We start from the raw sequence: 17423 nt of genomic DNA on the forward strand, positions 1-17423 counted from the left end.
TCGGAGTGTCTATGACGACTAACACCACAATGATTGGAAAAGTCCGCGAGCAGTTGTTGGCGGCGCTCGATGACACACAGGTCGGTACTGAGTTGTTGCAACAGATGGTGGATGCTGCGCAAGAGCGTCCGGGAGTGATGGACGCTCACGAGGTGGATGGCATCACTCGAGCCATCGATGAGGATCCTGTGAGTTGGAGCCCGGACTATTTCAGCCGGCAGAAGTTTTTCGCTACCCGCAATTTCTCGGCGCAGCGGCTGGAGCATTTGATCCAGGTTCGCGATGTGTTTCGTAAACGAAATGAAAAGGGGTTCACACCCACAGAGCCCGTTTCACAATCGAGAAAAGCCCCGATGAACAATGCGTCCCTCAGCTACCAGCCTTCCAGCAACCTTAAGCAGTTTGTCGACGAAGGCGACTTGCTGACGATCCGAACGGCGCTGCACCTTGAGCTCAATGATCGTCGTCTGGATGGCGCCGATTTGCGTGCGGTACTCGTGTGGGTCAAAGGCAACGTCCCCGGAATTTTCGAGGCCTACGCAGAGGGCGCTTTTGCACGCGAACCTGTCGCAGATCAGAAACAATGGACCGAGGACTACTACGATCTTCAGGTTACCTACCTGAAGACCAACTTCTCGGAACAGCGTTTTGTGCACTTGATCGAAGTTCGCGATCTATTGCGCAACAGTGGTGTCGAGGGCTTTACGTCGACCAAGGCTGCTGCGCCAAAACAAACCACCGGTTCACATTCCGTGCCTCCGGTGGCCCAGGCATCACGTCGCAGCTCCCACCAGCCCATTCCCGACACCACATCAGAGCGCAACCCTGCCTTCAAGGCTGCACTCTTGATCGGCGGCGCGATTGCTGCCGTGGTGGTGTTCCTCGTAGCATTAGTTCGGTGAGCGCATGACAACTTCCATGCTGACCCGTACTGCAGTTCAGGATATTCGTGAAAACGCCGGCCTGACCCTGGAGGCCGGGCGTGCCCTGATCAACCGCAGCTATTTGTCGGAACTGGAGCAATATCCGGTTCACGCGTTTGCCGAACAAGGGCTGCGGTTCAATGCCGCCAGTGACGTGCGGATTTTTCGCGTGGAGCGTATCGTCCAGGACAATAAGCAATCCGTCCTGGAAAGCACCACGGCCGCGTATACCGCACTGGGCGCGGCAGGGTACTCGGTGTTTTTAATACTGCGCTCCAACGGCATCGAAACTGACCTGTACATAGGTACTCGCGGCGAGCCTGGCAAAACCCTCGGGCACAGTTCCGGCCTGTTGCTGCAGGAAACCTTCAAGGGGCACTTCTCGGGCAGTTCACTGGTACCGCTGCTACAACAGGATGCCGATACCTTGCTGGGGGCGGTCCAGGCCGAAAAGGCCAACCCGTCGGCGAGCATTACCGCGGTGACGGGCGTGCCAGCGCTGTCGACGGAGAACCGCGAGCACTTCATGCAAGGGCTCGAGCGTTTTATCGACGCAGCGGAGCGCCGGGTGTATCACGCGATCATCCTCGCCGAACCGGTTTCATCGCAGAACCTCGACTTGATACGTGCTGGATACGAACAGGTCGCCACGCAACTGTCGCCCTTGCTCAAGCAGCAACTGTCTTTTGGTGAGCAAGACAGCGATTCTGTCGGGCTGAGCATCAGCCAGGGGCTAAGTGACTCCCTCGGGCACAGTCTTGGGCTGACCGAAACCAAGGGTACTTCGAGCACTCTGGGCACTTCGACCACTGAAACCGTGGGCACCAGCGAATCGTTCAGCGCGCAGACCGGGGCCTCGAAAACCGTCGCCCTCGGTGCCACCCTGCTGGGTATGGCGGGCGGCGCGGCATTTGGGCAGATGGGTGCGATGATCGGCAGCCAGATTGGCACGGCCGCCGCTGCGTTATTCAACGAACAACGCACCACAGGCACCAGCCATTCGACGTCCACTGGTCACAACGAAAGCCACGGTACCTCCTACAGTGAGGCGGCCTCGAAGACCACTTCAACCACACACACCACCAGCAGCACTGACACCCACTCGTTGAACAAAACCACGGGCTCTAATCGACAGATTTCGATTGAGACCGTGGACAAGACCATCGAACAGTTGTTGAGCAAAATCGATCACCACCTGGAGCGCATCGACGAGGCCAAGACGTACGGCGGCTGGAACTCGGCGGCGTACTTCATCGGTGATAGCACTGCGTCGTCCGAGTCGTTGGCGAGCATCTTTCTCGGACTGGTGCGCGGCAGTAAGTCCAGCCATGAAGACTTCGCCCTGACCACCTGGAAATCCGCCAACAAGTCTGCCGTGCTGGACTGGCTCAGCGCCTTCTGCCATCCGCAACTGAAACCGGGCTTCTCGAAAAAGATCCCGATCAGCTACCTCACACCCGCCACGCTGGTGTCTGGTAAGGAGATGGCGATTCAGCTGAGCCTGCCCCGACGTTCCACTTCCACGGTGGCCGTGCTGGAAACCCAGGCGTTCGGCCGCAAGGTGCAGCGCCTGGATGGTCACAGCAGTGAGCCAGGCAAGGGCAAGACACTGACCTTGGGCAACATCCGCCATTTGTGGGATAACCTGCCGCAAACGATCGAGTTGAGCCTCGACCAGTTGGCCAGTCATGTATTTGTAAGTGGTTCGACCGGCGCCGGCAAAAGCAACACGCTGTATGAAATGCTCAGCCAAATCAGCGCTGCCGGCGTGCCATTTCTGGTGATTGAACCGGCCAAGGGCGAGTACAAACACGTCTTCGGACATCGCGATGACGTCAATGTATTTGGCACGCATCCGGCTCACAGTGAATTGTTGCGCATCAACCCGTTCCACTTCCCGTTGGCCATTCATGTGCTGGAGCACGTTGATCGGCTCGTGGAAATCTTTAACGTCTGCTGGCCGATGTATGCTGCAATGCCTGCGGTACTCAAAGAGGCCATCCTGCAGGCTTATCAGCAATGTGGTTGGGACTTGAACTCGTCGAGCAACTGTTACAGCGATGCCTTGTTTCCGACGTTCAGTGATCTGCTCAGTACCCTACAAAGTGTGATTGAGGCCTCGGCCTATTCCCAGGAACTCAAGAGTAACTACATCGGCTCGTTATCCACGCGGATCAAATCCCTGACCAATGGCTTGAATGGGCAGATTTTTACCGCCAACGAAATCGACAGCGCAGTGCTTTTTGATCAGAGCGCAATCGTTGACCTCAGCCGCATCGGCTCATCCGAGACCAAGGCCCTGATAATGGGGATCCTGGTGATGCGCCTGAGTGAGCACCGAATGGCCGGTGGTGGCATGAACCAGCCGCTGCGCCATGTCACGGTCCTTGAGGAAGCGCACAACATCCTCAAGCGCAGCCCGTCCGAAAGCGGTGCTGAAGGGGCAAATGTGGTCGGCAAGTCAGTGGAGATGCTGACCAACGCCATCGCCGAAATGCGCACCTATGGTGAAGGTTTCATCATTGCCGACCAGTCCCCCCATGCGGTGGATATCGCCGCGATTCGCAACACCAACACCAAAATCATCATGCGTCTGCCGGATGAAATGGACCGTCGTTTAATCGGTAAGTCGGTGGGGTTGCGTGATGATCAACTCGAAGAGATCGCTAAGTTACCCAAAGGCGTAGCAATCGTTTATCAAAATGACTGGCTGGAGCCGGTGCTGTGTCAGGTGAAGAAGTTTGCCGGGCATGAGACCCCCTATGTGTATAAGGCCGATGACAAGCGCGCAGTGCGTAGCCAGGATTTCAATCAGCAGGTTCTCAACCTGCTGCTGAGCAACCGTATACGCACGCCAGTTGCCTTGGATTTAGCGTTGTTGGAAGAGGGATTGTGTGAGTTGCCGTTGCTGGCTCGCAGCAAAATCGCGCTGTTAGAGACACTTAACGCGCGCAAGGAAGAGCTGCCATCGGCGTTGTGCAAAGCCGAAGTATTTGCCTACCTTGCACAGTTGGTGGTCGATGTGCTCGGTTGCCGGCAGCAGGTCCAGCAGATCATTCAAATGGCGACCGACTACGGGCATCTAAGCAATCAACTTGACCTGTTACTCCACGAGCGAGCCACAGGCTTGAGCGCTGAGCTGACCCTGGCTACTCAGCAGTGCCTGATGAAGGACTACAGCCTGCAGCACGAGAGCCATATCGATATCTATTCCGCATGGCGTGCGCGCCTCGAAACAGGGTGTGTTCTGTGAACTTTGAAAATTTCTTTGCTGAAAAATCCGAGGTTCCGTCCAGCCTGGCATTATTGGCCCGTGAAATGCCAGACCGCTGCCTTATCGTTGTCGAGCTCGATCGTCCAATAGTGCTCACTCAGGAAACCCGCCTTGAACTTCCGGAAATGTCGCCGGAAACACGTAAGCGGCTTGAGCTGCAGGGTGTTCCTAAAGAGGTTCTGGATACCATAGGTAGTGAGGCCGAAGCGAAGATCTATGAAAATGCCAATCTTGAACCAGCCGAGGTCAACGGCAAGGATGCACTGATTCGTACCGACATCGATTACGATCAAAAAGATGCCATGGGCACCACTAACCTGGATCGGATGAAGTCGGGAAGGGCCCCGCTCGATGCCAATGGAAAGCCGATCGAGTTACATCACATCGGCCAGAAACAGGACTCACCATTGGCAGAATTGACCAGCGCTGAGCACCGTGGCAATGGAAACGATAACGTGTTGCACAACAAGCAGAAGGAGTCCGAGATCAATCGCGAGGAATTCGATAAAGAGCGAAAAGACTACTGGAAGGCGCGAGCCGAACAGATTGAGAATCAGCGCTGAGGGCGAATCTTATGAAAAAACTTGAACAATTCGTTGATCTCCATCAGGCCAACACCCGGCCCGTAAACGCCGCCAGCATCCAGAATCTCGAGCTCAAACTGGGATTTGCATTGTCTGACGAATACAAGCGCTACCTGTCGAGCTTTGGCGTCATTGTCTTTGACGCCTACGAAACTTATGGCTTAGGCGTGCCTGACGATTATTACCTGAATGTCTTGGCCGCATTCTCGGACCTGAACCGTGACCCTAGCTACCCGAAAAATACTGTGCCGGTGCTGGAGATCGGTGATGGTCAGTACTATCTATACGACAACCAGGCACGGAAAGTTCTGGTTTGGGCCACACCGAATGGCGGCATTGTGCGAGTCTTGGAAGACGGGCTGGAGGCTTTTTTGATCAAGCATCTCTTCGCAGGCTAAGTTAGATGCACAATCAAGGCAGACGACGGTCATGGTTGAGTGGTTATTTATCACCGGTTGAAGCTACTTCGTTAGCGTATTGAGACGACCTTCGTGTCCCGGTTGTTCTGGATGGCCGAGATCGAAAGATTGCTGGTAGCTGCTTCTTGGATGTGCTCGCTCCACCACTTCATCATTGGACGCCTGCGCTCGATGTATTCCGCCCGGTTATAGGCGCTGCGAACCTCGTTTTTATCGACGTGGGCAAGTGCAACCTCGATCATTTTCAGGATCCCAGCCGTGTTCGTTGAGAATGGTGCTGGCCATTGAACGCATGCCATGGCTTGCCAACCGGCCTTCGAAGCCCATGCGCTTTAGCGCTAGGTTGGCGGTCTGGCTGTTGCAATGGGTTCGAGGGTTACGGTCTGCAGGAAATACATACTCTCTGTGTCCGCTGTAGGGTTTGATTGCCTCCAGCACCGCCAGTGCTTGATCTGTGAGCGGCACGATATGTATAAGACATTTCTTCATGCGCTCAGCAGGAATCGTCCAGATATTCTTCTCGAAGTCGATGTCCGCCCAGCGGGTGGTGGCTACCTCTGCTGAGCGGGTCATGGTGTTGAGCTGCCATTCGATAAGGCAGCGCGTAGTCCTTTTTATACTGGCATTGGCAATTGCTACCATGAGTTCCTTCAGCTCATCGGGAGCAAGCGCAGCCATATTCTTCTTTTTCGGTTTTTTGAAAACGGATCGAATTCCACTAAGCGGGTTTGCGTGAATTAGTCCAGAGTTGACCTCGTAGGTCATGATCTCGTTGAGTCGCTGTGATAGACGTTCAACTGTTTCAAGACTGCCTTTGGTTTCGAGTGGCCGAAGCAGGGTGATGACGTATGGTGCGCTGATAGCTGAGATCGGTGTGGTGCCCAAATCCGGAAAAACGTGCAACGTCAATGAGCGCCAAATGTCCTCTGCATAAGCTGGTGTCACTGCATCCGTCTTCAGTTCATACCAGGACGTGGCGACATTCTGAAATGTGTGCTCAGTTTCAGCTTGCTTTGCTTGCAGCACTGCATCTCGGGTTTCTTTGGGGGCGACGCCTTGGACAAGTATTTCCCTCGCTGCAATGGAGCCCTTTCGTGCCAGCACTAGCGAGACTTCAGGGACGGTACCTAGGCCCATGTTGATCCGCTTCTTCGTCACGGGATATCGATAGTTGAAGTTCCATAGCTTGGAGCCATTACTTCTCACTCAGATTTGAAGTCCGCCGCCGTCGAACAGGGCGTAGTCCTTTTCAGAGGGCTTGGCAGATTTGGATTTTGCGCTCAGAGAGGCGAGTCGCTTGTGCGCACATTGGCATTCCAGGATTGGTTTGGCATTCCAAAAATTAGCGCTGTTGGTCTTGGAATGCCATTTGGAATGCCATAAAGCGTGGCTGTTCTTGACTTCCGTGGACACTGATGGCGCTGAAACCCCCGTATTCACTGAATTTCAGGCACAAAAAAAGACGTCCGTGGACGTCTTTAGATGTTGAAGTGGTGGAGCCGGGGGGATTTGAACCCCCGTCCGCCAGTACTCCGCTGTCGGTACTACATGCGTAGCCGTGTCTATTAAGTTAACCCTCAGCGACCCGACGGGCAGGGTGCTTTGGGCGAGTTGTGTAAGTTTTAGCCGCTTCGTCCACAACGTACTGCACGGCGATTCTGTTCTATATGACAATCATTTTGGGTTTACAGACATCCCCTGATGATTGCTGGACCCGAAGGTACCAGGAGCATTGTCAGCTGCAATTAAGCAGCGAGAGCAACACCGTATTGGTCGTCATTGGCAACTATAAGTAGTTGCAACAGTGGATTTACGACTTCTGTTACCAAGTCGGCATGCACCTAAAGTTTCGCAACCGGCGTCGAATCCTAAACGGCCCCGAACTCATTGCTCTGTACATCTTGATGAGCAACAAGCCTGCGCAGTGTACGCCAAACGACGTGGGAAGGCCAACCCGAAGGTTGGCCTTGTGGTGTTTCAGTTGCGCGTCGGATTGCGAATCTGCATTTTGGTGATCAGTGCTGAAGTGACCTCTACGCAATCCTTGTCATTACCGGCCGCTTGAGCCGCTTCGGCTTTTTCCTGAGCTTCCTTGACATTGTTCATGGACGTTTCAGGAATGGACGGCTGGCTGGTGACGAAGTCCTTGATGGTTTGAAGATTCCCGGCACAAAGGTCTTTGTCTGCCGCAAACACCGGCGACGTCAGCAGGGCACCAGCGATGAACAATCCAGCAATTGCAGAATGCTTCATGGGTATCTCCTTGAACGGTTGGTCTCGGTGCTGCCGGACGATCTGGCGGCGATGCCGAGGTCGTAACAGGCCGCGTTCGTATCGGGCCTGATCAATCGACCGCGACGACACACAGGAATTCGGTTTTTTTTACAGCGGGTATGAAACGCACGAATCATCACCCCAAACCGGTCAGGCCGATTCAAAGACTAGTCGGCTCCTGGATTATTTGTTGGTGTTGCCGGTAGTTTTCTGGATTTCCAGAATGATTTGCTGGGTTTCCGCCAGACATTCGTCGATCTTGCCTTGGGCTTTCAGGGCCCGGGCTTTGCTCACACTGGCCGAGACGCGCGAATTCAGATCCGGCGACGTCTGGTACTGCGCCTTGGCGTTGTCGATTGTCTGCAAATTCGCCTCGCACAAGCTCTCTGGCTTGTCAGCGGCGAAGGAAGAAGAGGCCATTATCGAGGCCGTAACGAAAAGACCTAACAGTACAGAACGCTTCATGAGTATCTCCTTGCACCGAGGAGTCCACACTTCGCTGACCGTGACAGCAGGCCACCGAAAAGAGGACAAGCCCCGAGTGTTCGGGGCCTGTTCTGTGGACTGCCGTCTCGCGCAGGGGTTCTGTTTTTCTTCAGCAGGCCTTTGCCTGAGTCACCCGATCTACCAGATAAACCAGACCGTGATAGTCGATCCCGCCATGCTGGGTCAGGCCGATTTCGCACGTGCGGCTGGTGGAAATCCCTTCGCTGCAATGCTGCACCGCGTCCTTCAGTGTGCGCAGCGAGTGGCTGTTCAGTTCCGGCGTGGTAAAGCCCTTGTCGCCGGCAAACCCGCAGCAATGAATACCCTCCGGAATCACCACGTTTTTGCTGCACTTGCGCGCCAGATCGATCAGCGCCTGGCTTTCACCCAGGTGCTGAGTGCTGCAGGTCACATGCACCGCAATCGGCGCGTCCTGTGGGGTGAAATCCAGTCGATCAAGAAGGTGCGTACGAATGAAACGCACGGGGTCGTACAGGTCCAGGCGCACATCTCCCACGTCCTGCACCAGGCGCAAGGTGCATGGGCTGGTGTCGCAGTAGATCGGATCGAGCCCGCCGCGACTGGCGTGCAGAAGCGCGCTGATCAACTCCTGACGCTTGTGCTCGGCCTGTTCTGCATAGCCTTTGGAGGCGAAGGGCTGACCGCAGCAGAGGTTGTCCTGATTGTCCGGGAAGACCACTTGGTAACCGGCCTTTTCCAGCAGGCCACGGGTTTTGTCGTACAGCGACATCTGCTCCTTGTCACCCGCCGCCGGGCCCATGACCCGCGATACGCACGCCGCCAGATAGACCACGCGCGGGCGCTCATCGGACACACTCGGGCTGAAGCGAATGGCTTTTTCCGGTTGCGGCATTGCGTTGGTCCACAGCGGCACCTGGCCTTTGGACAATCGCGTCAGCGTCGCCGAGAGCCTGGCCAGACGCGGCGCGCCCAGCAGCATCCGTGCGCCATTGGCGACATGCAGGGTGAAGCGCGCGCCTTGCAGGGTCTTGGCGAAGTTTCCTTCAATCCAGTCAGCAGTTTTCTGATGCGTTGCGTGTCGGCCGCGGAGCTTTTTCACCAGGTCGCCGGTATTGATGCCTACAGGGCAGCGTTGCGCGCACAACCCGGTCGCGGCGCAGGTGTCGATGCCTTGGTATTCGTAGGCTTTTTCCAGTTCGCTGGTGTCGACGCCGGCGCGTTTTTTCGCCTGAATGTCGCGCCAGATCACTATGCGCTGGCGCGGGCTGAGGGTCAGTCCTTTCGACGGGCAGACCGGTTCGCAGAAACCACACTCGATGCACTTGTCGACAATCTCGTCGGCTGCCGGCAATGGTTTCAGATGCTTGAGGTGAATTTGCGGATCTTCGCTGAGCACCACGTCCGGGTTGAGGATGCCTTTCGGGTCGAGCAGGCGTTTGAGCTGCCACATCAATTGATAGGCGTCGCTGCCCCATTCCAGCTCTACGAAGGGCGCCATGTTGCGTCCGGTACCGTGTTCAGCCTTGAGTGAACCGCCGAATTCCACTGCCACCAACTGCGCCACATCGTCCATGAACGCTTGATAGCGTGCGACTTCTTCCGCGCTGTTGAAGCCTTGGGTGAAGACAAAGTGCAGATTGCCTTCCAGCGCGTGTCCGAAAAGGATCGCTTCGTCGTAGGAGTGTTTGTCGAACAACTCGATCAAGCGGTTAACGCCGATGGCCAGTTGCTCGACCGGAAAGGTCACGTCTTCGATGATCACCGTGGTGCCGGTTTTACGCACAGCGCCGACGGCGGGGAAGGTGTCCTTGCGGATCGCCCAAAGCTTGGCGTTCTCGGCAGGGTCTTCGGTGAAGTCGACCTGCTTTTCCACCGGGAAGCCACTGAGCGACGCCATGATCTGCGCCAGTTGTTCCTGCAGCAAAGTGGAAGACGCAGCGCGGGATTCGATGAGCAACGCGCAGGCATTATTCGACAACTGTTGTACGAAAGTGGGCATGCCCGGTTTGTCTTGCACCGAACGCAAGCTGCGGCGATCCAGCAGCTCTACGGCGGACACCGGTTGGCTTTTCAGCACGGTGACCGCGTTGCAGCAGGTCTCCACATCCGGGAACACGATCAGTGCCGACGCCTTGTTCGGGTGGTCGATTACCGTGTCGTAAGTTACCGCGCTGATGAAGCCGAGCGTGCCTTCAGAGCCGACCAGCAAGTGGCTCAAGATATCCACAGGCTCGTCGAAATCCACCAGCGCGTTGAGCGACAGACCGGTGGTATTTTTCAGACGATATTTGTGGCGGATTCGCGCAGCCAGTTCGGCATTGGCGCGGGTCTCGCGGCCCAGCGTCGCCAAACGTTCGAGCAGATCGCCATGGCTTGAGCGAAATGCCGCGACACTGGCGGCGTCTTCGGTGTCCAGGCGTGTGCCGTCGGCCAGTACCAAGCGAATGCCCGCCAACGTGTGATAGGTATTCTGCGCGGTGCCGCAGCACATGCCGCTGGCGTTGTTGGCGACGATGCCGCCGATTTTGCAGGCATTGATCGAGGCCGGGTCCGGGCCGATCTTGCGCCCGAAAGGTGCCAGCCACGCGTTGGCCTGCGCGCCGATGACCCCCGGTTGCAGGCGGATTTGCGTGCCTTGGCCGCGAATCTCGCGCGCGTTCCAGTTATCCCCAAGCACGATCAAAACGGAATCGCTGATCGCTTGCCCCGACAGGCTGGTGCCCGCCGCACGGAAGGTCACCGCGACCTGATCGCGTTGGGCCAGTTGCAGCAATGCCACCACTTCGTCCTCGGACTCGACGCGGATCACCAGTTTCGGGATCAGCCGATAAAAACTCGCGTCAGTGCCGAACGCCAGCGTCGATAACGGATCATCAAAGCGGCGCTCGGCCGGAATCAGTTGTTGCGCATCGCGCAGGAAGGTCGCCGGTAACGTCATTGGTCCTCCAGAATCAGAACCACCAGGTCTTTCGGACCGTGGGCGCCGTAGGCCAGCACTTGTTCGATGTCAGCGGTTTTCGACGGGCCGGATACCAGCAGCGCGTTGGTCGGCATGCCTTGTGCCCACTCGAATTCCTCTTGCACCTGATAGAAGTTGTCGCGGATTTCGCTGGCCTTGAGCAGGGCGAAATGCACAGGCGGCACCAGACTCATCAGCCGTGGTTCTTCACGGTTTGGCCACAGAATCAGGCTGCCGGTGGCGGCGATGGCGCCGAGGGTGCCGGTGAGGCTGGCCGGAGTGTCGTTGAACAGCTCGGCTTTCCATTCTTCCATCGGCCGGTCGTAGGATTTCAGTGCTGGCAGATCAGGATTGTTCGCCCAATGCTGTGTGATTTGTTGCCCATGCGCTGTAGTCGGCGCGATGAGCAGGCTTGGCAGCTGGCGGTCGCGCAGCAATTGCGCGAGCAGTGCCGGCCATTCTTTATCAGAGGTCAGATGGATTTCGGTGTGTACCGCTTCCATCAGTTTGCGCAGTTGCGGGATACGTTGTTCGGCGCTGTAGGTGTAAGGCTGCGTTACCAGATCGACATCGAAGTCGTCGGAGATCGGCGTGGCGCCGGTCAGACTTTTCCGCAGTTTTCCGAGGATATTTTGCTTGGCGCTCATTTGCGATCTCCCTGTTTGGCCAGATGCTCGCGGGCCATGTCATGCAACGAGCGGGCGGCGGGTTTCGGCGCACTGTGGTTCTGCGTCCACGGGCCAATGTTGCCTGGCGTCAGGGCGCGCAGGCGCGTGGCGAAGAAGCCGAACAATCGATACAAGGTCGGCGAGCTGTTGAGCCTGGCCCAGGCGTTCCAGATTAAACGCTCCTTGCGCGAATATTTGCTGCCCTGGCCGCGCATCACTTGATGAGGGCTGTCCGGTGCTTTGACGTTCTCTTCACGTAGGCGACGCAGGATCGCCGGGATAGGAATTTTTACCGGGCATACTTCACCGCAGGCACCGCACAGCGAAGAGGCGCTCGGGTGATCCGGAACCTTGGCCAGACCGACCATGTGCGGCGTGATGATTTTGCCGATCGGACCCGGATAGACCTCGCCGTAGGTGTGGCCGCCGACGCGGGTGTAGACCGGGCAATGATTCATGCACGCGCCGCAGCGAATGCAGTTGAGGGTCTGGCGCAGTTCACTGTCGGCAAAGGCCTGGCTGCGACCGTTGTCGAGCAGCACCAGATGCACTTCCTGCGGGCCGTCGAGTTCATGCTCCTTGCGCGGGCCGGAGATCATGTTGACGTAGGTGGTGATCGGAATGCCCAGCGCCGAGCGGGTCAGCAGCGATAGTAGTGGCACCACATCGCGCAGGTTCTCGACGACTTTTTCGATGCCGGTGACGGCGATATGCACCGGCGGCACGGTGGTGGTCATGCGCCCGTTGCCTTCGTTTTCCACCAGCAACAGGGTGCCGGTTTCGGCGACGGCGAAGTTGACGCCGGAGACGCCGATGTCCGCTTCGAAGAATTTCTGCCGCAGGACTCTGCGACCGATTTGAATGAGTTGGTCAACGTCCTTGGTGTACTCCACGCCAAGTTTGTCGTGGAACAAGGACGCGACCTGACCGGCATTCTTGTGGATCGCCGGCATAATGATGTGTGAAGGCTTCTCGTGGTCGAGCTGGACGATGTATTCCCCCATATCGGACTCCAGGCATTCAACACCTTGAGCCTCGAGGAAATGGTTCATCTCCATCTCTTCGCTGACCATCGATTTGCCCTTGATCACTTGCCGCGCCTCGTGAGCGCGGATGATCGAGAGGACGATGCCATTGGCCTCGTCCACCGTCTCCGCCCAGTGCACTGTCACACCGTTGCGGGTCAGGTTCTGTTCCAGTTGCTCGAGCAGGTCGGGCAACTTGGAGAGCGCACGCGCCCTGATCGAGTTGCCCAGGGCACGCAAATGTTCTCTTTCGTGGGCATCGCTGAAAGCCGCTGCCCGTTTGGTCATCAGTGAATCCATGGCAGTGCGGAAGTTGTTCCGTAACTGCGCATCGCCCAAGGCGTTGTGGGCCCGGGTGCGGAAATCTTCTTCTACGGCAACCGTAGGAATAATCGTCGAGGTGCTCATTGTGCACCCCCGGTTCGTTGCCACAGAAAGCTGGCGAGATGTTGCCCGCGCAGCGCTTCTTTTTGTTTCTCCAATGCGCCGTTGATGTTCATCAAACAGCCACAGTCGGCGCTCAACACTTGATGCGCGCCGCAATCCTTCAGCGCTTTGGTCTTGTCAGCCACCATCGCGCCGGAAATGTCTGGCATACGGACGCTGAATGTCCCACCGAAGCCACAGCATTCGCTTTCGTGGTCGTGGTTGACCCGTTCCACGTTGCTCAACTGCGCCAACAACTCGCGACCGTGCAGGTGGGTGTTCATTTCTCGGCGCGCCGAACACGAAGTGTGTAGCGCGACTTTGACCGGCGCGCCGCTGTCCTGGAACTGCACCTTGCAGACGAACAGCAGAAACTCGGCCAACTCATAGGTGCGGGCCGCGAGGGCCTGAACCTGTTTCAACGTTTCCGGCTCGTCCTTGAACAAGTCGGCGTAATGTTCGCGCAACATGCCCGCGCAGGAGCCCGACGGCACCACTACCGGATAATCCCCGGCGAACAACGCCAGTTGCGAGCGCGCCACGGTCCGTGCCTGCTCGGTGTAACCGGAGGTGTAGGCCGGTTGTCCGCAGCAGCTTTGCCCTTGCGGGTATTCGACCTTGATGCCTTCGCGCTCCAGCAAGTGGATCGCATCCATTCCGGCTTCGGGGTAGAACAGGTCGACCACGCATGTGCCGAACAGGTAGACCCGCGACGGTTTCTCGCTGGGGTATTGCCGAGGTTCGGGCAGAGGCGGTGCAACGCGGGTCGCGTTCGGCACAGCGTTGTAATAAAGCTCGCTCATCAGGCGTGTCTCCGGGTGGTCCCGGTTATCCGTCCGCTGAGGCTGCTGAATATAAAGAGCGTTGCTTTCAGCAGCCTTACAGACCGGGTGTGAATTGCTGACGCCGGAATCACGAACCGGCGTCGGTTTTTTCCATGTCGCTTGTAGGCTTCTTATTGGTTTAGTGCACCAGCATGCCGGTGAACCAGTAGGCCTGAGCCAGGGTGATCAGACCGACAATCGTTGCAAAGAATAGGCTGTGCTTGAGGGTGAAGCGGAACAGATCCGATTCCTTGCCCACCAGACCGGTCGCGGCGCAGGCCACGGCGATCGATTGTGGCGAGATCATCTTGCCGGTTACGCCGCCGCTGGTGTTCGCCGCGACCAGCAGCGTGTCGTTGACGCCGATCTGGTGCGCGGTGGTCGCTTGCAAAGAACTGAACAGCGCGTTCGACGAAGTATCGGAACCGGTGAGGAACACGCCCAGCCAGCCGAGAAACGGCGAGAAGAACGGAAACGCTGCACCAGTACCCGCCAACACCAATGCCATGGTCGAAGACATGCCGGAGTAGTTGGTGACAAAAGCGAAGGCCAGCACCATGCCGATCGACAGGATTGGCCAGCGCAGTTCGTAGAAGGTCTCTTTCAAAGTGGTAAGACCAATTTTGAAATTGATCTTCAGCACCAGCATCGAAATAAGTGCCGAGAAGAAAATCGCTGTGCCGGTCGCGGAAATCGGGTCGAGTTTGAATACGGCCGGGATCGCAGTTGGCGCAGCCACGATCGGCGCAGTCTTGATCACCAGTTGATCAAGGTGCGGGATCGCGAAGTTGAACACCCACGCATACATCGAGCCGCCAGCGGCGAACATGGCTTTGAAAGGCTTCAGTGTCCAGATCGTCACCAGCACGGTGAGAATCAGGAACGGCGACCATGCTTTGAAAATTTCCCCGAGGCTGTAAGGCGAAGCCACGGTGGTGCGCTTCTGGCCGAAACCGCCGACGCTGGCGGTAATCGCAGCGCTGGATGTAGCGCCGGCGATTTGCGCGCCTGCGGTGCGTTTCGGCTGCCAGATCTTCAGGAACAATGTCAGCGAAATCAGGCTGGCCAGCGCCGAGGTGATGTCCGGCAGTTCCGGGCCGATGAAGTTCGACGTGAAGTACTGAGTCACGGCGAAGCTCAGGCCTGCGACCAGTGCAGCGGGCCAGGTTTCGCGCACGCCGCGCAGGCCATCCATCATGAATATCAGCCAGAACGGTACGAACAGCGACAGCAGCGGTAGCTGACGACCGGTCATGGCGCCAATCTTGAATGCATCGATGCCAGTCACTTGGCCGGCCACGATGATCGGAATACCCAGCGCACCGAACGCGACTGGTGCGGTGTTGGCGATCAGGCATAGACCAGCGGCGTACAGCGGGTTGAAACCCAGTCCGACGAGGAGCGCGGCGGTAATCGCGACCGGCGCACCGAAACCGGCGGCACCTTCCAGGAATGCACCGAAGCAGAAGCCGATCAGCAGCACTTGCAGGCGTTGGTCGTCAGTGATCGACAGTACCGAACTGCGAATGACCTCGAACTGACCACTCTTGACCGTCAGTTTGTAAAGAAAAACGGCCGCGACAATGATCCACGCAATCGGCCACAGGCCGTAGGCGAAGCCATACCCGGCTGCGGCGAACGCCATGTCGACCGGCATCTGGAACGCGAAGATCGCCACGGCAATCGACAAGGCAAGCGTGATGCTGCCGGCCACATGACCTTTGAGGCGGAACACCGCCAAAGCGAGGAAGAAGAAAACGATGGGGATGACGGCCGCGAGTGCGGAGACGCCGAGACTGCCGAGCGGGCTGTAGAGCTGTTGCCAGGTTTGCATATGGGGTGGCCCCTAATTGTTGTTGGTCAGGCACTGTCAGCGTTCTTGGATAATTGGTAATACCAATTTACAATCGCTGTTGGCTAGGGTAAAAGCCTTGATGTCGGTGTGTCAATTTGTCGCCCTGAAACTTTTGTCGAATGAGCGGTGCAGAACGCATCTGATCTGGTCGGGCGATTGTTTTCTGGCAGGTGTCGACAGCGCGCCGATAGGCCAGAATAGAGAGCCCGGCGAGCGGTCGGGATCGTGGAGAAATGAGTTATGGGGTTTGATCAGATACGTCAGCGCCGTTTGTCTGACGACATTGTCGAGCGGCTCGAGGGGATGATTCTCGAAGGCACGCTGAAGTCCGGTGAGCGGCTGCCAGCAGAGCGCACGCTGGCCGAGCAATTTGGCGTATCACGTCCGTCGCTGCGTGAGGCGATTCAAAAACTGGCGGCCAAGGGTCTGCTGGTCAGTCGCCAGGGCGGCGGCAATTATGTAGTGGAAAGCCTGGGTTCGACCTTTAGCGATCCTCTTCTGCAATTGCTCGAAAGCAATCCCGAGGCGCAGCGTGACTTGCTGGAATTTCGGCACACTCTGGAGGCATCGTGCGCCTATTACGCTGCATTGCGCGCTACCGATGTTGATCGCGAGCGTCTGACTGCCGCATTCGAAGAGCTGCAGGATTGCTACACGCGTCACGACGATGTCAGTCGGGCGGAGGAGGGCGCGGCGGATGCGAAGTTTCATCTGGCGATTGCCGAAGCCAGTCATAACGCCGTGTTGCTGCACACCATTCGCGGGCTGTTCGATCTGCTCAAGCGCAACGTCGTGACCAACATCGGCGGGATGTACAAACAGCGCACGGAAACCCGCGACATGCTGATCACTCAGCATCGGGAATTGTATCTGGCGATTATCGAAGGTCGTGCAGAGCAGGCAAGGGAAGTCTCCAGTCGACACATTTTGTATGTGCAGGAAGTGCTGGAAGAGGTGCGCCAGGAGGTTCAGCGCATGGCTCGGGCGGAGCGGCGCAAGGGGATGTGAGGTGGCAAATTAATTGTGGCGGGGGAGCTGGCTGTCGCTGAGGCGCGCAGCGGCTCTCGCTCGTTAATGTTCGCGAGAACCGATTGCGCCTGCTGCGCAGGCGAGCGGGAGCAAGCTCCCTCGCCACAGGTGCGGCATCAGGGCAGGGAGTTAATCTTCCTTGCCCTTGTTGCGCACGGCACGCTGCAGCTCACGACCGGCATCGCGCTCACGCTCGGTGTCACGCTTGTCGTATTCCTTCTTGCCCTTGCCCAGAGCAATCTCGCACTTGACCATGTGCTTGCTCCAATACCAGGACAGGCATACGCAGGCGTAACCCTTTTGCTGCACGGCCGCCGCAAGCTTTTCCAGCTCGCGGCGGTTGAGCAGCAATTTGCGCGTGCGAACCGGGTCGGCGATGACGTGGGTGCTTGCGGTCATCAGAGGCGTGATGTGACTGCCGAGCAGCCACGCTTCGCCATCCTTGAGCAGCACGTAACTGTCGACCAGTTGCAGCTTGCTTGCCCGCAGACTTTTTACTTCCCAGCCGGCCAGGACCAGACCAGCCTCGAACTTGTGTTCGATGAAGTAATCGTGTCGCGCCTTTTTGTTCTGCGCGATGGTCCCTGTTGGGTGTTTCTTCTGTTTAGCCATAGGGGCGGCATTATATGGAGATAAACGGCTGTCGGCTACGGTGATGCTGCGTGCTTGAGCAGGTTGAGTGAATCCCGGACAAT

At 57.3% G+C, this 17423-nt stretch carries 13 protein-coding genes, 1 other RNA gene and 1 pseudogene; 5 read left to right on the forward strand and 10 right to left on the reverse strand.

Translation table 11 applies throughout. The features are described from left to right. Positions 1-11: 11 nt before the first annotated feature. From ACVVH8_RS03930 to ACVVH8_RS03945, 4 genes are read left to right on the forward strand one after another with little or no spacing between them, the layout of a single operon-like run. Complete coding sequence (locus tag ACVVH8_RS03930) at positions 12-902, forward strand: hypothetical protein (protein WP_475228632.1); 891 nt, start codon at positions 12-14, stop codon at positions 900-902. A gap of 16 nt (positions 903-918) precedes the next feature. Continuing rightward, positions 919-4176, forward strand: coding sequence for an ATP-binding protein (locus tag ACVVH8_RS03935; RefSeq protein ID WP_475228634.1), 3258 nt, complete (start codon positions 919-921; stop codon positions 4174-4176). Next, positions 4173-4760, forward strand: coding sequence for an HNH/ENDO VII family nuclease (locus ACVVH8_RS03940; RefSeq protein WP_475228637.1), 588 nt, complete (start codon positions 4173-4175; stop codon positions 4758-4760). The genes ACVVH8_RS03935 and ACVVH8_RS03940 overlap by 4 nt, the downstream gene beginning before the upstream one ends. A gap of 11 nt (positions 4761-4771) precedes the next feature. Then, complete coding sequence (locus ACVVH8_RS03945) at positions 4772-5179, forward strand: SMI1/KNR4 family protein (protein WP_475228639.1); 408 nt, start codon at positions 4772-4774, stop codon at positions 5177-5179. A gap of 71 nt (positions 5180-5250) precedes the next feature. Here ACVVH8_RS03945 and ACVVH8_RS03950 read toward each other — a convergent pair. The 9 genes and pseudogenes from ACVVH8_RS03950 to ACVVH8_RS03990 form a co-directional block, all read right to left on the reverse strand. After that, positions 5251-6509 (reverse strand): annotated as a pseudogene (locus ACVVH8_RS03950) (integrase domain-containing protein). A 182-nt stretch (positions 6510-6691) separates the two neighbouring features. Next, positions 6692-7080, reverse strand: a transfer-messenger RNA (tmRNA) gene (gene ssrA, locus ACVVH8_RS03955). 97 nt (positions 7081-7177) lie between these two features. Further along, a complete protein-coding gene (locus ACVVH8_RS03960; RefSeq protein WP_103303225.1) occupies positions 7178-7453 on the reverse strand; it encodes a hypothetical protein in 276 nt (91 codons plus the stop codon). Between the two features lie 204 nt (positions 7454-7657). Next, complete coding sequence (locus tag ACVVH8_RS03965; protein WP_103303224.1) at positions 7658-7939, reverse strand: hypothetical protein; 282 nt, start codon at positions 7937-7939, stop codon at positions 7658-7660. Positions 7940-8069: 130 nt separating this feature from the next. Then, entirely contained in the window at positions 8070-10880 is a 2811-nt protein-coding gene (locus ACVVH8_RS03970) for an FAD-binding and (Fe-S)-binding domain-containing protein (protein ID WP_475228642.1), read from the reverse strand. After that, the gene (locus ACVVH8_RS03975; RefSeq protein ID WP_475228644.1) at positions 10877-11548 is read right to left on the reverse strand and encodes a LutC/YkgG family protein; all 672 of its coding nucleotides are present in this window, start codon (positions 11546-11548) and stop codon (positions 10877-10879) included. The genes ACVVH8_RS03970 and ACVVH8_RS03975 overlap by 4 nt, the downstream gene beginning before the upstream one ends. Beyond that, complete coding sequence (locus ACVVH8_RS03980) at positions 11545-13002, reverse strand: LutB/LldF family L-lactate oxidation iron-sulfur protein (RefSeq protein WP_475228647.1); 1458 nt, start codon at positions 13000-13002, stop codon at positions 11545-11547. The genes ACVVH8_RS03975 and ACVVH8_RS03980 overlap by 4 nt, the downstream gene beginning before the upstream one ends. Further along, on the reverse strand, positions 12999-13823 hold the full coding sequence (locus ACVVH8_RS03985; protein ID WP_475228649.1) for a (Fe-S)-binding protein: 825 nt from the start codon (positions 13821-13823) through the stop codon (positions 12999-13001). The genes ACVVH8_RS03980 and ACVVH8_RS03985 overlap by 4 nt, the downstream gene beginning before the upstream one ends. Before the next feature lie 160 nt (positions 13824-13983). Then, a complete protein-coding gene (locus tag ACVVH8_RS03990) occupies positions 13984-15678 on the reverse strand; it encodes a lactate permease LctP family transporter (RefSeq protein WP_103303219.1) in 1695 nt (564 codons plus the stop codon). 261 nt (positions 15679-15939) lie between these two features. Between ACVVH8_RS03990 and ACVVH8_RS03995 the strand changes: the two genes are divergently transcribed. After that, positions 15940-16707, forward strand: coding sequence for an FCD domain-containing protein (locus ACVVH8_RS03995; RefSeq protein WP_103303218.1), 768 nt, complete (start codon positions 15940-15942; stop codon positions 16705-16707). A 150-nt stretch (positions 16708-16857) separates the two neighbouring features. On the opposite strand, the gene smpB is transcribed toward ACVVH8_RS03995, so the two are convergent. Then, positions 16858-17340, reverse strand: a complete 483-nt coding sequence (gene smpB / locus ACVVH8_RS04000) for an SsrA-binding protein SmpB (protein WP_007915208.1) — start codon at positions 17338-17340, stop codon at positions 16858-16860. Positions 17341-17423: the final 83 nt, after the last annotated feature.

Source organism: Pseudomonas trutticola BRTCR10 (assembly GCF_056155105.1).

What these genes read in the sequence shown, in the direction of transcription:
- ACVVH8_RS03930 (WP_475228632.1), top strand. Translation starts at nt 12, where the DNA reads ATGACGACTAACACCACAATGATTGGAAAAGTCCGCGAGCAGTTGTTG.
- ACVVH8_RS03935 (WP_475228634.1), top strand. Translation starts at nt 919, where the DNA reads ATGCTGACCCGTACTGCAGTTCAGGATATTCGTGAAAACGCCGGCCTG.
- ACVVH8_RS03945 (WP_475228639.1), top strand. Translation starts at nt 4,772, where the DNA reads ATGAAAAAACTTGAACAATTCGTTGATCTCCATCAGGCCAACACCCGG.
- ACVVH8_RS03960 (WP_103303225.1), bottom strand. Translation starts at nt 7,453, where the DNA reads ATGAAGCATTCTGCAATTGCTGGATTGTTCATCGCTGGTGCCCTGCTG.
- ACVVH8_RS03965 (WP_103303224.1), bottom strand. Translation starts at nt 7,939, where the DNA reads ATGAAGCGTTCTGTACTGTTAGGTCTTTTCGTTACGGCCTCGATAATG.
- ACVVH8_RS03970 (WP_475228642.1), bottom strand. Translation starts at nt 10,880, where the DNA reads ATGACGTTACCGGCGACCTTCCTGCGCGATGCGCAACAACTGATTCCG.
- ACVVH8_RS03975 (WP_475228644.1), bottom strand. Translation starts at nt 11,548, where the DNA reads ATGAGCGCCAAGCAAAATATCCTCGGAAAACTGCGGAAAAGTCTGACC.
- ACVVH8_RS03980 (WP_475228647.1), bottom strand. Translation starts at nt 13,002, where the DNA reads ATGAGCACCTCGACGATTATTCCTACGGTTGCCGTAGAAGAAGATTTC.
- ACVVH8_RS03985 (WP_475228649.1), bottom strand. Translation starts at nt 13,823, where the DNA reads ATGAGCGAGCTTTATTACAACGCTGTGCCGAACGCGACCCGCGTTGCA.
- ACVVH8_RS03990 (WP_103303219.1), bottom strand. Translation starts at nt 15,678, where the DNA reads ATGCAAACCTGGCAACAGCTCTACAGCCCGCTCGGCAGTCTCGGCGTC.
- ACVVH8_RS03995 (WP_103303218.1), top strand. Translation starts at nt 15,940, where the DNA reads ATGGGGTTTGATCAGATACGTCAGCGCCGTTTGTCTGACGACATTGTC.
- smpB (WP_007915208.1), bottom strand. Translation starts at nt 17,340, where the DNA reads ATGGCTAAACAGAAGAAACACCCAACAGGGACCATCGCGCAGAACAAA.